General features: G+C 71.5%; 15 protein-coding genes. 2 read left to right on the forward strand and 13 right to left on the reverse strand.

The genetic code is table 11. The features are described from left to right. Nucleotides 1-98: 98 nt before the first annotated feature. Genes ACZ60E_RS29265 through tsaB form a run of 4 tightly spaced genes read right to left on the reverse strand, consistent with a single transcriptional unit; the run spans nt 99 to nt 2,623 of the window. Nucleotides 99-353 (reverse strand): hypothetical protein, encoded by a 255-nt coding sequence (locus ACZ60E_RS29265; protein ID WP_385832591.1) that lies wholly within the window; start codon nt 351-353, stop codon nt 99-101. Next, nucleotides 350-1,477 (reverse strand): tRNA (adenosine(37)-N6)-threonylcarbamoyltransferase complex transferase subunit TsaD, encoded by a 1,128-nt coding sequence (gene tsaD / locus ACZ60E_RS29270; RefSeq protein WP_469444342.1) that lies wholly within the window; start codon nt 1,475-1,477, stop codon nt 350-352. The genes ACZ60E_RS29265 and tsaD overlap by 4 nt, the downstream gene beginning before the upstream one ends. Continuing rightward, entirely contained in the window at nt 1,470-1,943 is a 474-nt protein-coding gene (gene rimI / locus ACZ60E_RS29275) for a ribosomal protein S18-alanine N-acetyltransferase (protein WP_469444638.1), read from the reverse strand. Before rimI ends, tsaD begins: the two co-directional genes overlap by 8 nt. Nucleotides 1,944-1,963: 20 nt before the next feature. Next, a complete protein-coding gene (gene tsaB / locus ACZ60E_RS29280; RefSeq protein WP_385832589.1) occupies nt 1,964-2,623 on the reverse strand; it encodes a tRNA (adenosine(37)-N6)-threonylcarbamoyltransferase complex dimerization subunit type 1 TsaB in 660 nt (219 codons plus the stop codon). Nucleotides 2,624-2,757: 134 nt separating this feature from the next. Here tsaB and ACZ60E_RS29285 point away from each other — a divergent pair, with 134 nt between their 5' ends. After that, nucleotides 2,758-3,312, forward strand: a complete 555-nt coding sequence (locus ACZ60E_RS29285) for a hypothetical protein (protein WP_469444640.1) — start codon at nt 2,758-2,760, stop codon at nt 3,310-3,312. Nucleotides 3,313-3,929: 617 nt separating this feature from the next. Here the strand turns inward: ACZ60E_RS29285 and tsaE are convergent. The 5 genes from tsaE to ACZ60E_RS29310 form a co-directional block, all read right to left on the reverse strand. Further along, on the reverse strand, nt 3,930-4,475 hold the full coding sequence (tsaE, locus tag ACZ60E_RS29290; protein WP_469444344.1) for a tRNA (adenosine(37)-N6)-threonylcarbamoyltransferase complex ATPase subunit type 1 TsaE: 546 nt from the start codon (nt 4,473-4,475) through the stop codon (nt 3,930-3,932). Then, a complete protein-coding gene (locus ACZ60E_RS29295) occupies nt 4,441-5,691 on the reverse strand; it encodes an alpha/beta fold hydrolase (RefSeq protein ID WP_469444346.1) in 1,251 nt (416 codons plus the stop codon). Before ACZ60E_RS29295 ends, tsaE begins: the two co-directional genes overlap by 35 nt. Nucleotides 5,692-5,786: 95 nt before the next feature. After that, on the reverse strand, nt 5,787-6,938 hold the full coding sequence (gene alr / locus ACZ60E_RS29300) for an alanine racemase (RefSeq protein ID WP_453791334.1): 1,152 nt from the start codon (nt 6,936-6,938) through the stop codon (nt 5,787-5,789). A 78-nt stretch (nt 6,939-7,016) separates the two neighbouring features. Next, the gene (locus tag ACZ60E_RS29305; RefSeq protein WP_469444348.1) at nt 7,017-7,973 is read right to left on the reverse strand and encodes a L,D-transpeptidase family protein; all 957 of its coding nucleotides are present in this window, start codon (nt 7,971-7,973) and stop codon (nt 7,017-7,019) included. A gap of 135 nt (nt 7,974-8,108) precedes the next feature. After that, nucleotides 8,109-9,545, reverse strand: a complete 1,437-nt coding sequence (locus ACZ60E_RS29310; protein ID WP_469444350.1) for an NAD(P)H-hydrate dehydratase — start codon at nt 9,543-9,545, stop codon at nt 8,109-8,111. Between the two features lie 318 nt (nt 9,546-9,863). Between ACZ60E_RS29310 and ACZ60E_RS29315 the strand changes: the two genes are divergently transcribed. Next, the gene (locus tag ACZ60E_RS29315) at nt 9,864-10,184 is read left to right on the forward strand and encodes a hypothetical protein (RefSeq protein ID WP_469444352.1); all 321 of its coding nucleotides are present in this window, start codon (nt 9,864-9,866) and stop codon (nt 10,182-10,184) included. Nucleotides 10,185-10,323: 139 nt separating this feature from the next. Here the strand turns inward: ACZ60E_RS29315 and ACZ60E_RS29320 are convergent, their stop codons facing one another. From ACZ60E_RS29320 to ACZ60E_RS29335, 4 genes are all read right to left on the reverse strand, one after another. Further along, nucleotides 10,324-10,695, reverse strand: coding sequence for a holo-ACP synthase (locus ACZ60E_RS29320; protein ID WP_210882064.1), 372 nt, complete (start codon nt 10,693-10,695; stop codon nt 10,324-10,326). A gap of 24 nt (nt 10,696-10,719) precedes the next feature. Beyond that, nucleotides 10,720-11,166 (reverse strand): hypothetical protein, encoded by a 447-nt coding sequence (locus tag ACZ60E_RS29325; protein ID WP_469444356.1) that lies wholly within the window; start codon nt 11,164-11,166, stop codon nt 10,720-10,722. 3 nt (nt 11,167-11,169) lie between these two features. Then, entirely contained in the window at nt 11,170-12,099 is a 930-nt protein-coding gene (locus ACZ60E_RS29330) for an RpnC/YadD family protein (RefSeq protein WP_469444642.1), read from the reverse strand. Between the two features lie 104 nt (nt 12,100-12,203). Further along, on the reverse strand, nt 12,204-12,626 hold the full coding sequence (locus ACZ60E_RS29335; protein WP_469444357.1) for an ATP-binding protein: 423 nt from the start codon (nt 12,624-12,626) through the stop codon (nt 12,204-12,206). Nucleotides 12,627-12,712: the final 86 nt, after the last annotated feature.

Genomic DNA, 12,712 nt, shown 5'->3' on the forward strand with positions numbered 1-12,712 from the left:
GTGTCTTCGGAGGGGCGCAGCCCCTGAAGGGGCGCGGGGAACTGCGCGACCAGCCCCCACCGGACCCGCACCCGAAGAACACACGCCGGAGGCAACCCCTACCCCTCGACGGACTCGAACCGCCACCGATGAACGGCCCGAGCAACCAACCCACCAGCCGGCTCCGGAAGCTCAGGAAGCGCGTCGTCATACGCGGCATCCCACCACGTGATGACAAGCACCCGCTCCCCCGGAGCCCGCAGGACCTCCCGCCGAAGGGGCCGCGCCGGGAGGTCCTGCTCCCGCACCCACGCGAGCAGTTCCTCGCCCCGCCCCTCGGCGGCCCGCGCCTCCCACATCAACGCGACGCTCATGAGTACAGATTGCCCTTGCTGACCTCATGCACATGATCGTGCGAGTGAGAGTGACCGTGCGCATGCCCCTGCGCGTGGGAACGCCCCGGCACATGCGGATCGGTCACGGGCAACGACGAATCCGCCGACAGATCCCAGTCGGAGGCGGCCCGCCCCCGAGCCACCATCTCCGCCCCTAGCGCGGCGACCATCGCCCCGTTGTCCGTGCACAGCTTCGGCCGCGGCACCCGCAGCGTGATCCCCGCGGCCTCGCACCGCTCCTGCGCGAGCGCCCGCAACCGCGAGTTCGCCGCGACGCCGCCACCGATCATCAGATGGTCGACGCCCTCGTCACGACAGGCCCGTACGGCCTTGCGGGTCAGCACGTCCACCACGGCCTCCTGGAAGGACGCGGACACGTCCCGCACGGGCACGTCCTCGCCGGCCGCCCGCTTCGCCTCGATCCACCGGGCCACGGCGGTCTTCAGCCCGGAGAAGGAGAAGTCGTACGCGGCGTCGCGCGGCCCGGTGAGCCCGCGCGGGAAGGAGATCGCGTTCGGGTCGCCCTCCTTCGCGTACCGGTCGATGACGGGCCCGCCCGGGAACCCGAGGTTGAGAACCCGGGCGATCTTGTCGAAGGCCTCGCCCGCCGCGTCGTCGATCGTCGCGCCCATCGGCCGTACGTCACTGGTGATGTCCGAGGACAGCAGCAGCGAGGAGTGGCCGCCGGAGACGAGGAGGGCCATCGTCGGCTCGGGCAGCGGCCCGTGCTCCAGCTGGTCCACACAGATGTGGGACGCCAGATGGTTCACCCCGTACAGCGGCTTCCCCAGCGCGTACGCGTACGCCTTCGCCGCCGAGACCCCGACGAGCAGCGCGCCCGCGAGTCCGGGACCGGCGGTGACGGAGATGCCGTCGAGGTCGCGCGCGCTGACCCCGGCCTCCTTCAGCGCCCGCTCGATGGTCGGCACCATCGCCTCCAGGTGCGCGCGGGAGGCGACCTCGGGCACGACCCCGCCGAAGCGCGCGTGCTCGTCGACGCTGGAGGCGATCGCGTCCGCGAGGAGGGTCGTCCCGCGGACGATGCCGACGCCGGTCTCGTCGCAGGAGGTCTCGATGCCGAGGACGAGAGGTTCGTCAGCCATTGATCTCGGTTCCTTGTACGGAAGTTGACGGGTCGTTGAGGCGCATCACGAGAGCGTCCACGTTCCCCGGCTGGTAGTAGCCGCGCCGGAAGCCGATCGCCTCGAAGCCGAAGCGCTCGTAGAGCTTCTGGGCGCGGATGTTGTCGACCCGGCATTCGAGCAGCACCTCGGCGCACTCGAAGGCGGTCGCGGCCCGCAGCAGTTCGGTCAGGAGCAGCGCGCCGAGCCCGGTGCCCCAGTGCTCGCGGGCGACGGCGATGGTCTGTACCTCACCGGCGTCACCGGCGGCGGCCAGACCCCCGTACCCGACGATCACCCCGCCGTCCTCCGCCACCACGTACCGCCGGGTCGCCTCGGGTCCCCGCGCGTGGGCGAGGTCGGACCAGAACATGCCCCGTGACCAGGCGTCCTCGGGGAAGAGGTCCTTCTCAAGATCCAGTACGGGCTCGATGTCCCACCAGCGCATCTCACGCAGCACCGCGGTCGTCACTTGGGTGTGACCACCTTGTAGTTCTTGGGCACCTGGGCGTCGGGCCGGCGCAGATAGAGGGGCCGGGGTGCTTCCAGTTCCTCGCCGGCCGCCAGCCGCTCGGCCGCCAGGGACGCGAGCGAGGCCGCCGACACGTGCTCGGGTTCGCGGGCGTCCCGGAAGGTGTCGGGGTAGAGCAGCGCGCCCGCGCCCACGGCGGGCAGTCCGCCGATGTCCAGTTCCCCGGGCCGGTCCACGGCGGGTTCGGTGAGCCGCGTACGGGAGTCGGCGTAGCGCGCCCAGTAGACCTCTTTGCGCCGGGCGTCGGTGGCGACGACGAAGGGTCCCTCGATCCCCGCCTCACCCCCGGCGGCGTACGCGAGGCCGTCGAGCGTGCACAGTCCGTACACGGGCACGCCGAGCGCGAGCCCGAACGTGTCGGCGGTCATCAGACCGACTCTGAGCCCGGTGTACGGGCCGGGGCCCACGCCGACGACGATGCCGGTGACGGCGTCGAGCCGCAGCCCGGCCTCGGTGAGCACCCGGTCGACGGCCGGCAGGAGCAGTTCCCCGTGCCGACGCGCGTCCACCTGGCTGTGGGCGGCGACGACGGACGTGCCGTCGTGCAGCGCGGCGGTGACGGCGGGGGTGGCGGTATCCAGAGCGAGCAAGAGCACGCGAACAGCCTACGGCGCCGGGACCCGGCGCACGGCCGCCTCAATCCGGCGGGTGGCTCCTGCTAACGTCACACCGTCACAACACGGACAAATACCGTATAAGATCGAAGATCGTACGAGAGGTGGGCACCCAGGTGATGCGGAGCAGCTCGGGAATCGTGGCCGTGCTCACCGCGGTGGCGCTCGCCGTGATCGGCTTCCTCACCTACCAGGCGTCGGCGTACGCACCGGCCGACCTGTCCACCCCGCGGGCCGCCGCGTCCTTGCCGGCCACGGCGTCGAAGGCCCCCCGGGACAAGAACCATCCGACGGCTCTGCCCGGCGACTCGGGCACCGGGCAGCGGGTCGTCTACTCGCTGGACGACGACCGGGTGTGGCTGGTCGACGAGGGCGACAAGGTCAGGCTCACGTTCCGGGTCAGCCCCGGTACGGTCGATCCGCTGCCCGCCCGGTACGTCGTCACGTCACGCTCCGGGACGATCGTCGGCTCCGACGGTGTGGCCGTGGAACACGTGGTCCGCTTCGCCGGCCTGGACGGCATCGCGATCGGCTTCAGCGCGGCGGTGGACGGCTCGGTGACACCCCCCGACCCCGCACGCAAACTGGGCGCGATCCGCGAGCCACGCGGCGCCGGAGCGGCAATGTGGGACTTCGCCACGATCGGCACGAGGGTCACAGTAATCAAGTAACCGATTCCCCCACCCGTATACCCACCCACCCGCCCAAGCCCCACCAGGGGCGCGGGGAACGGCGCAATCTTTCGCCCTTCAGGGCGCGAGGAACGGCGCGGTCCCCCGTCTTCAGGGGCGCGCGGAACGGCGCAGACTTTTGTCTTCAGGGGCGCGGGGAACTGCGCAATCTTTTCGGGGGCGCAGCCCCCAAGGGGCGCGGGGAACTGCGCGGCCAACCCCCACCGGCCCGCACCCGCAAACGACCCTAGGCCGCCCGCCGCTCATCCCGCCCAGCCGCCGCAGGCACAGGCGCAGGCGCAGGCACAGGCGCAGGCGGTGGTGGCGGCGGCACGGACACAGCCCGCACAAGCCCACCCACCGCAAGTAACTCCCCCACCGACACCGAGACCCCACCGGCCCCAGAAGGAACACGTTCCGACGCAGACGCAGACGCAGGCATCGCGGCCTCCTGAAGAGCTCCGGGAGCAAACATGGTTAGGTAGACCTAACCAACTCCTCCGCCCATGTGAACACGCCGAAGCCCTCCGCCGCAACATCTTCCCGACGCCCTGTCGGAATGTTGGGGCGAACGTACAAACCGAACCCCGCCCCAAGGACCTCAGAGCTTCAAGGCCTCAGACGGAGAGCACACCCAGATCCACAGACCCCCACCGCTCCCCCACCCCGGTCACGACGACATGCCGTACCTCGTCGGTCGTGTCCCCGACGGCCCGGTGGATCAGCAGATGCAGCCGGTCGTCCGTCAGCTCCTCGACCTTCCCCTCGCCCCACTCCACGACGATCACGGAGTCGGAGAGCGACACGTCGAGGTCGAGGTCCTCCATCTCGTCGAGCCCGCCGCCCAGGCGGTACGCGTCGACGTGGACGAGCGGCGGCCCACCCCCGAGCGGGGGATGCACGCGGGCGATCACGAACGTCGGCGAGGTGACCGCGCCGCGGACCCCGAGCCCCTCCCCGAGCCCGCGCGTCAGCGTCGTCTTGCCCGCGCCCAGTTCGCCGGTGAGCATCACGAGATCCCCGGCCCGCAGGAGCTCGGCGAGCCTGCGGCCCAACTCCTTCATCTGCTCGGGCGAGTTGACGACGATCTCTGCGGTCACGGCCTGCACGGCCGTCACGGCACCGGTTTCAGCCGGGTTGCGCGGTGCTGCTGGTGCTTCCATAGCCACCAACGGTAGCCCCTGCGGGCACGGCGCCCACGCGGGTCAGCAGGTCCGCGAGCCGGTCTATGACGACCTCCGGATGCTCCAGCATCACGAGGTGCCCGGCCTCCGGCACGAGCACCAGCTCGGCGTCCGGCAGCAGATCGGCGATGGACTCGCTGTGCTCGCTCGGCGTCACGAGGTCCTTGACCCCGGCGAGTACGAGCACGGGCAGATCGGCGAAGTACGCGAGCGCCTCGGTCTTGTCGTGGTCGGTGAAGGCCGGGTAGAACTCGGCGACCACGTCGATCGGCGTGGCCTCGATCAGCCGCTCCGCGAACCGCGCGACCGCCGGGTCGATGTCCCGGGACGCGAACGAGTACCGCTTGATGATGCCCGCGAACAGATCCGCGGTGGCCCGCCGCCCGCGCTCGACCAGTTCGGCCCGCTGCCCGAGCGCCTTCAGCACTCCGGGCAAAATCCGCCGCACCGCGTTGACGCCCGCGACGGGCAGCCCGAAGTTGACCTCGCCGAGCCGCCCGGACGACGTACCGACGAGCGCCACGCCGACGACGCGGTCGCGGATCAGGCCGGGGTACTGGTCGGCGAGGGCCATCATCGTCATGCCGCCCATCGAGTGGCCGACGAGCACGAGCGGTCCCTCGGGCGCCGCCGCGTCGATGACGGCCTTCAGGTCGCGGCCCAGCTGGTCGATGGTGACCGGCTGGTCGTCCCGGATCTGGGCCACGCCCCGCCCGGAGCGCCCGTGGCTGCGCTGGTCCCAGTGGACGGTCCGGACGACTCCGCGCAGCGCGGCCCGCTGGAAGTGCCAGGAGTCCTGGCTGAGGCAGTAGCCGTGGCTGAAGACGACGGTGACCGGGGCGGGTGCCTTGCGGCCGAAGAGCCGGCGGCGGCGCGGGGCGAGCGCGGTGTCGGTGTCCACCTCGTCGACCTCGTAGTACAGCTCGGTGCCGTCGTCCGCGGCGGCCTTGCCCGGCATGCCGCGCAACGCCCCGTACGGACCGGCCGAGTCGAGGGCGAGCCGCGCCTTCCTGCGCATGCCGCGGCCGACCGTGAGCCGCTCTATGGCGACTCCGGCGGCGGCGCCCGCGGCGACCACGCCTATCGCGGCGCCGGCGACGCCTGCCCTGCGCCAGTTCGCGGGCCCGGCCGCGGAGACCGCCGAGGCCGCGGCCGTGGCCGCTTCCACCGCTGCCTCCGCGCTGCTCTCGCTCACGAACCGCTCCTCTTCTTCGTCTTCTTCGTCTTCTACGGCTTCTACGTTTTTCGGGGGGCGTGCCGTGCTCCGCACTTATGCGGATACCCCGCTGGTTACTCGTTCACGTAGTCATTCACGTAGACGCGCGGTACGCGGGTTCCGATGCGGGTGACGATCTCGTACGCGATCGTGCCCGCGGCCCGCGCCCAGTCCTCGGCGGTCGGCTCGCCGTGGTCGCCGGGCCCGAAGAGGACCGCCCGCTCGCCGACCGGCGGTTCGTCCCCGCCGAGGTCGACCGCGAACTGGTCCATCGCGACCCGTCCCGCGACCGTCCGCCACTTGCCGCCGACCAGGACGGGCCCGGTGCCGGAGGCGTGGCGCGGGATGCCGTCCGCGTACCCGACGGGCACGAGGCCGAGGGTCGTGTCGCCGGCGGTGACGTAGTGGTGTCCGTAACTGACGCCGTGGCCCGCGGGCACGTGCTTGACCAGCGCGAGCGAGGCCCAGAGCGTCATGACGGGCCGCAGCCCGAGGTCTCCGGCGGTGCCCAGTTCGGGGCTGGGCGAGATGCCGTACGTGGCGATCCCGGTCCGTACGAGGTCGAAGTGGGACTCGGGAAGTGTGAGCGTGGCGGGCGAGTTGGCGATGTGCCGCACCTCCGGGCGCAGCCCCGCTCCCTCCGCCTGGGCGAGCATCTCGCGGAAGAGGGTGAGCTGGGCGGCGATGGAGGGGTGCCCCGGTTCGTCGGCGCAGGCGAAGTGCGACCACAGGCCGGTGACGGTGACCAGGCCCTCGGTCTCGGCCCGCCGCGCCTCCGCGACCAGTTCGGCCCAGTCGGCGGGCTGGCAGCCGTTGCGCCCGAGTCCGGTGTCGGCCTTGAGCTGGACGCGGGCGGTGCGGCCCGCGGCCCGTGCGGCCTCCGCGGCCTCGCGCAGGGCCCACAGCCCGCTGATCCCCAGGTCCAGGTCGGCCTCGACGGCTTCCCGCCAGGGCCCGCCCGGTGTCCACAGCCAGCACATGATCCGCCCCGGCAGCCCGGCCGCGCGCAGGGCGAGGGCTTCCTCCGGAGTGGCCGTGCCCAGCCAGGTCGCTCCCGCGTCCAGGGCCGCGCGGGCGCACGGCACGGCCCCGTGCCCGTACGCGTCGGACTTGACCACCGCCATGAGGGCGGCGGCCGGCGCCTGGGCGCGCAGGGTCCGCACATTGGCCCTCAGAGCGGCCAGGTCGATCTCGGCGCGGGCACGCGCGGGTGCTGTCTCAGTCATCGCCGACCAGTGTCTCAGAGGGGTCCGACACCACTTCCGGGTACCGGGTCCCGGGTATCGATTGGTGACCATCAGGTCTCAGGTACCGGGCTTGCGGCCCCACACGTACACGCGGTCGCCCGTGTAGAGCCTGCTCCACAGGGTGCGGGCGTCGGCGAGCCGCATGTTGACGCAGCCCCGCGATCCGGGCGGGCTGTACACGCTGCCGTAGATGGCGTGGAAGGCCTGGCCGCCGCTGAAGAACTGGCTGTACGGCATGGGGGTGTTGTACAGCGTCGACCAGTGGTTCTTGTGCTTCCAGTAGACCTTGAACCAGCCGGTCCTGGTCCGGTACCCGGCCTTGCCGCTGCGGACCGGCACGGGCCCGAACACCACCTTCTTGCCCTTCTGCACCCAGACCAGTTGCCGGCCGAGGTCGACACAGGCGACGCGACCGGCCCGTACGGGGCATCTGCCGGCCGCGTTCGGCGCCTTCGCGGCGGACAGGAGCTGCATCCGGCCCCAGGTCACGGGCCCGGCGAAACCGGTGTCGGGCCGGATGCCCTGCTTGTTCTGGAAGGCCCGCACGGCCCGGCAGTCCGCCGCCGACTGCTTGCCGTCCGCCTTCAGCCGCAGCCACCGTTCGACCTGCCGCTGGTGGGGCCCGGTCCGCCGGCTGCACGCCGTCACCCCGGCCTCCCGCGCGACGGCTTCGCTCAGCGGTACGTACTCGATGAGCGCGTCGCTCCCCTCGGCGGCGCGCGGCGGCTCGACGGCGTTCTCCGCGGCGGAGGGCGTGTAGACCTGCGGGGCGAGCACCTGGTCGGGGGTGTCCAACTGCCAGGGCTGGTACGGGCCCGGGTGCACGCCGGGCACGAGTTCGCTCTGCGGTGCGGGGGCGTCGGGAGCGCTGGGAGCACCGGGCGCGGGCTGGGGCGGGGGCGGGGCTGTGGGGGCGGCGGCGGCCCCCGGCCCGGACAGCACGGCGAAGAGGGTGACGAGGGCGACCAGGGCGGTGGGCTGCGCGGCGGCGGTTCTCTTGCGGATACGGGCCATGTGCTCAGCGAAACCCGGGAGGGTGCCGAGGTCCGGTCAGCCGCGCGGCAGGGTCGCCCGTTGTGGCGCACGCCCGCGTGTGCGCCCGCGCGCGTTCCGCTCAGTTCGTGGCGTCATCCGGTTCAGTTCGTGGCGTCATCCGGTAGCGATGTCCCGCCAGGCCTCGCGTACCGCCTCGGCGACGTCGTGCGCCCCCACGGGCGCGCCGTCCGCGGCGAGCCGCCCGGCCAGTCCGTGCAGGTACGCGCCCACGCTGCCGGCGTCCCGCGCGTCGAGCCCGGCGGCGAGCAGGGACCCGGTCAGCCCGGACAGCACGTCGCCGCTGCCCGCGGTGGCGAGCCAGCCGGTGCCGGTGGAGTTCACCCGCACGGGTCCGCCGCCGGGGGAGGCGACGAGGGTCGTTGACCCCTTCAGCAGCACGGTGGCCCCGTACCGCTCGGCAAGTTCCCGTACGGACGTCAGCCGGGCGCTCTCGACCTCCTCGCGCGGGACACCGAGCAGTGCGGCGGCCTCTCCGGCGTGCGGGGTGAGCAGGGTGGGTGCCCGGCGGGCCCGTACGGCGTCACGGTCGGCGAGGCGCAGACCGTCGGCGTCGACGAGTACGGGCACGTCCGACTTGAGCACGGCCGCGACGACGTCGGCGTCGTCACCGGCGCCGGGGCCGACGACCCATGCCTGGACGCGCCCGGCCTGCTCCGGCGAACCGGTGGACACGAGCGTCTCGGGGAACCGTGCGATGACGGCGTCGCCCGCGGGCCCGACGTACCGGACGGCTCCGGCGCCGCCGCGCAGGGCACCGGCGACGGCCAGTACGGCCGCGCCCGGATAGCGGGAGGATCCGGCGGCGATGCCCACGACGCCTCGCCGGTACTTGTCGCTCTCGGCGCCGGGTACGGGGAGCAGGGCGGCGACGTCGGCGTGCTGGAGCGCCTGCAGTTCGGCCTCGCCGGGCAGCGCGAGCCCGATGTCGACGAGGCGTACGGACCCGGCGTACCCCTTTGCCGGGTCCACGAGCAGCCCCGGCTTGTGGGTGCCGAAGGTGACGGTCAGATCGGCGCGTACGGCGGCTCCGCGGACCTCGCCGGTGTCGGCCTCGACGCCGCTGGGCAGGTCGACGGCGACGACGGCGGCGCGGATCTCGCCCAGCACGTCGAGGAGCTTCGCGGCGTCGGGGCGGAGACCGCCCTTGCCGCCGATCCCGACGATGCCGTCCAGGACGAGATCGGCGCGCCGGAGGGACTCCTCCGCGGCTTCCACCCCTTTGACCACGCTCCCGCCGGCGCGGCGCAGGGCGGCGAGGCCGCCGGGGTGGGTGCGGTCGGGGGCGAGCAGGACGGCGACGACGCCGGCGCCGCGCTTGGCGAGCCGGGCTCCGGCGTAGAGGGCGTCGCCCCCGTTGTCCCCGCTGCCGACGAGCAGCACGACGCGCCGGCCGTAGACGCGCCCCAGCACCTCGGCACACGCGGCGGTGAGCCCGGCCACGGCGCGCTGCATCAGTGCCCCGTCCGGCAGCCGCGCCATCAGCTCCTGCTCGGCGACCCGAACCGTCTCCACGCTGTAAGCGGTACGCATGTCGTCGAGTCTCCCCCACGGCGTGCCCTACGTCGTGCCCTTCGGCTGCGGACCGTGGGTGGCCGGTCGCGCAGTTCCCCGCGCCCCTGGGTGGGTGGGGGCGACCGTCCGTCGGGTTCGGGGGTGCGTCGGAACATGCGCCCGCAGCCGGAAACGCGGCGGGTCGCTCACCTGGGTGGGGGTGGGTGGGAGTCGTCGTACGCTGCGGTCACACGTCCCGCCGCACCCCCTGAGACCAGCGGGACAGCACGCAACCGCGCGCCGCTGTAAGTCATCTAGTCCGGTGAGTCTGCGAGTCTGCCGATCGGAAGGGCCGCCATGAGCGATGTGCTCGCGATTGCCGTCGCCACCACGGTCGTGGTGACGATCGCCGGTGCCGTGACCTATCGAATCGCCCGACTCGACCTCACCCCGACAGGAGCGCTACTGGCCACGGCCTGCGCCGCCGTGGCAGTGGGCACCGGCTGGCTACTGACCCTCTTCCACGCATTACTGGGCTTCACGGTGGGCCTGATCATCTACCTGGCAACACGCAACCGTCTGCCAGCCACACAAGCAATGCTCACAGCAGGGGCCGCCTACGCAGCAAGCACGGCCCTGTCAGTCGCGGCCCTGATGGTGGCCCTGAGCGGCATGTAGGGCAAGGTGGCCAGCGAGGGGCATTTAGGGGCGCGGGGACCGGCGCAATCTTGCTGTCTTTCGCCCTTCAGGGGCGCGGGGAACTGCGCGACCAGCCACGACGCACCCGCAGACGACGTACAACACCCCCGCGGAGCGGCTACCCCTCCGCGATCACCACCGCGGACGCCACCCCCGCGTCATGACTCAAAGAAACATGCCAAGACCGCACCCCCAACTCCGCCGCCCGCGCAGCAACCGTCCCGGTAACCCGAAGCCGAGGCTGCCCACTCTCCTCGACGTACACCTCGGCATCAGTCCACCGCAGCCCCCCCGGCGCACCAAGCGCCTTGGCCAGCGCCTCCTTCGCGGCGAAGCGAGCGGCAAGAGAGGCAACCCCCCGCCGCTCCCCACTGCCCAGCAGCAACTCGCTCTCCAGAAACAGCCGCTCGGCCATCCCCGGCGTCCGCTCCAACGACGTAGCGAACCGCTCGATCTCGGCCACATCAATACCGACCCCGATGATGCTCATCAGGGCACCCTATGGCCCGCCCGGCTACTGAAGACTCGGCTCCCCGGCAACCAGGTCGCCCTCGTGTGTCGCGGTGACAGCGCGGTCGAGCAAGCGGGTGAGCAGGTCCGCGTCGACGGAGACGTGGAGAGGCCGGAACAGGTGCTTGTCGTCACCGAAGTCGAGACCGCGGGTGTCCAGGACACGCAGGATCGCCGCAGCCCAGGCCGCGAGATATCCCTCGGCAAAACCTGCGGCCCACGGCGCAGGATGTTCAGTGGCGTCCGGCGCCGAGCCGGCGCGCAGCGCGGCCACCTCTTCGAGGGTCAGAACTCCGCGTTGTCTGAGATCCTCCAGCGAGTTCCGGAAGTCGCCTGCCACCTTCTCGGGGGGAACGCCCAAAGCGAGGGACCACGTCCTGAACTGGAAAAGGTTGAACAGCTCAGTCCCGGTGTCGTCCGCCTCAGCGTTCTCCGATTCGAAACCGTCCATCCGTCAGCCCTCTTCGTGAAGGCTCGACGGAGCCTCCAGGTCTTCGGCGAACAGATCCCCGGCCTGCTCGACCGTACGGGAACGCTGCAGCCAGGCATCCATTTGACCGAGGTCGATGCAGGTCGTGATGCGCTCACGCACGCTGTCCGGCACGGGGATGCCGCGCACCTCAAGCACGGACAGAATCCCCTTGGCCTCGCCCGCCGCCTCGCCTTCCGCTTTGCCTTCTGCCTTGCCTTCTGCCTTGCCTTCCAAGTAGGCCGTCTCACGGACGGTTCCCCGGCCCGGGAAGTAGCTGACGAACGTCATGTCTTTCCTCCATTGATCTCCGGCTGGGGTGTTCCCCAGGGTGATGTCCAGGAACTCGGCGAAGTACCCGGCGGTTACGGGGTCCGTCTGATGGAGTTCCTGAACGGCGCGGGCGATCGCCTTCAGTATGGCGCTGCCCTGTGGACCGCGGGCGTGTGCCACGGCTGAGAGCACGGCCAGTGCGAGGTTCTTCGACGCGGTCCTCGCGTCAGTGATCACCGGCAGGTTGTCCGGCCCGGCGACCAGCGGATACGTCCGCTGCGCGGTCCAGCCGCGCGTGCCGCAGTCGAAGGGGCCGACCGCCCATTTGGCCGTGGCCCTGTCCTGGCAGACCACCACGAGCAGCACAGGCAGCCCGAACTTCGACTGCAGGTATGCGACGTAGTACGCCCAACTCGCCTCCTTCTCCTTGTTCTTGCCTGACTGCGACTCGATCGCGAGCAGGAAGTCCTCGCCGTCGGACGGGCCGATACGCAGCACGGTGTCCACGCGTCGCTCCAGCGGGCGGGCCTCCGTGACGTCCGTGGTGACGGCGTCCACGGTCGCCTTTGCGGCGAACGGGACACCCAGCACGCCGAACACGGGACCCAGGATCTCGGGCCGCTCCTGGAAGATCCGGTGCATGCCCTCGTGAGCTGATGTGACCATGTGTACAACCTTGGTGGAGTAAAAGCCTGAAGATCCAGACAATTGATCTGCGTTCACTCATTCGAGCGGCGATGAAACGTTCACGCCGCCGTTCCCAGCTCGCACCACACGTACTTGCCGCGGTTGCCGTTCGCGGTCAGCGGATGCCAACCCCACTCGTCGGCGCAGGACTTGACGAGCGTCAGTCCGCGCCCCGCCTCCGAGAGGTCCAGCAAGTCGCCGACCGGGCAGGGTGGTTCCGGCGGGCCGGGGTCCGCGTCCCAGGCGCCGATCCGGAGTACGCCGGCCGACCAGCGCACACGGAGGGCGGCGGGGCCCTTGGTGTGGCGTACGGCGTTGCTCACCAGCTCCGCGGCGAGGAGTTCGGCCACGTCGACGTGGCGGATCAGGCCGTGCATGGTGAGGATCAGCCGGAGGGTACGGCGGCTGACCGTGACCGCTCTGAGGTCGTTGGGGATGTAGAGGGAGTACTCCCACGGCACGTCGTTCTCGATTCCAGGCATGCGTCAACTCCGGTTCGGTGAGGGGGTTTCGGAGATCTGCGGCCGATCACGGGCGGTGGGCATGCCTCAGCCGTCCCGGCAGGACG

This window comes from Streptomyces sp. NPDC102514, from assembly GCF_055584525.1.

Excerpts from the sequence above, each read along its gene's own strand:
- ACZ60E_RS29265 (WP_385832591.1), bottom strand. The coding sequence starts at position 353 with ATGAGCGTCGCGTTGATGTGGGAGGCGCGGGCCGCCGAGGGGCGGGGC.
- tsaD (WP_469444342.1), bottom strand. The coding sequence starts at position 1,477 with ATGGCTGACGAACCTCTCGTCCTCGGCATCGAGACCTCCTGCGACGAG.
- rimI (WP_469444638.1), bottom strand. The coding sequence starts at position 1,943 with ATGCGCTGGTGGGACATCGAGCCCGTACTGGATCTTGAGAAGGACCTC.
- tsaE (WP_469444344.1), bottom strand. The coding sequence starts at position 4,475 with ATGGAAGCACCAGCAGCACCGCGCAACCCGGCTGAAACCGGTGCCGTG.
- alr (WP_453791334.1), bottom strand. The coding sequence starts at position 6,938 with ATGACTGAGACAGCACCCGCGCGTGCCCGCGCCGAGATCGACCTGGCC.
- ACZ60E_RS29305 (WP_469444348.1), bottom strand. The coding sequence starts at position 7,973 with ATGGCCCGTATCCGCAAGAGAACCGCCGCCGCGCAGCCCACCGCCCTG.
- ACZ60E_RS29310 (WP_469444350.1), bottom strand. The coding sequence starts at position 9,545 with ATGCGTACCGCTTACAGCGTGGAGACGGTTCGGGTCGCCGAGCAGGAG.
- ACZ60E_RS29315 (WP_469444352.1), top strand. The coding sequence starts at position 9,864 with ATGAGCGATGTGCTCGCGATTGCCGTCGCCACCACGGTCGTGGTGACG.
- ACZ60E_RS29320 (WP_210882064.1), bottom strand. The coding sequence starts at position 10,695 with ATGAGCATCATCGGGGTCGGTATTGATGTGGCCGAGATCGAGCGGTTC.
- ACZ60E_RS29325 (WP_469444356.1), bottom strand. The coding sequence starts at position 11,166 with ATGGACGGTTTCGAATCGGAGAACGCTGAGGCGGACGACACCGGGACT.
- ACZ60E_RS29330 (WP_469444642.1), bottom strand. The coding sequence starts at position 12,099 with ATGCACCGGATCTTCCAGGAGCGGCCCGAGATCCTGGGTCCCGTGTTC.
- ACZ60E_RS29335 (WP_469444357.1), bottom strand. The coding sequence starts at position 12,626 with ATGCCTGGAATCGAGAACGACGTGCCGTGGGAGTACTCCCTCTACATC.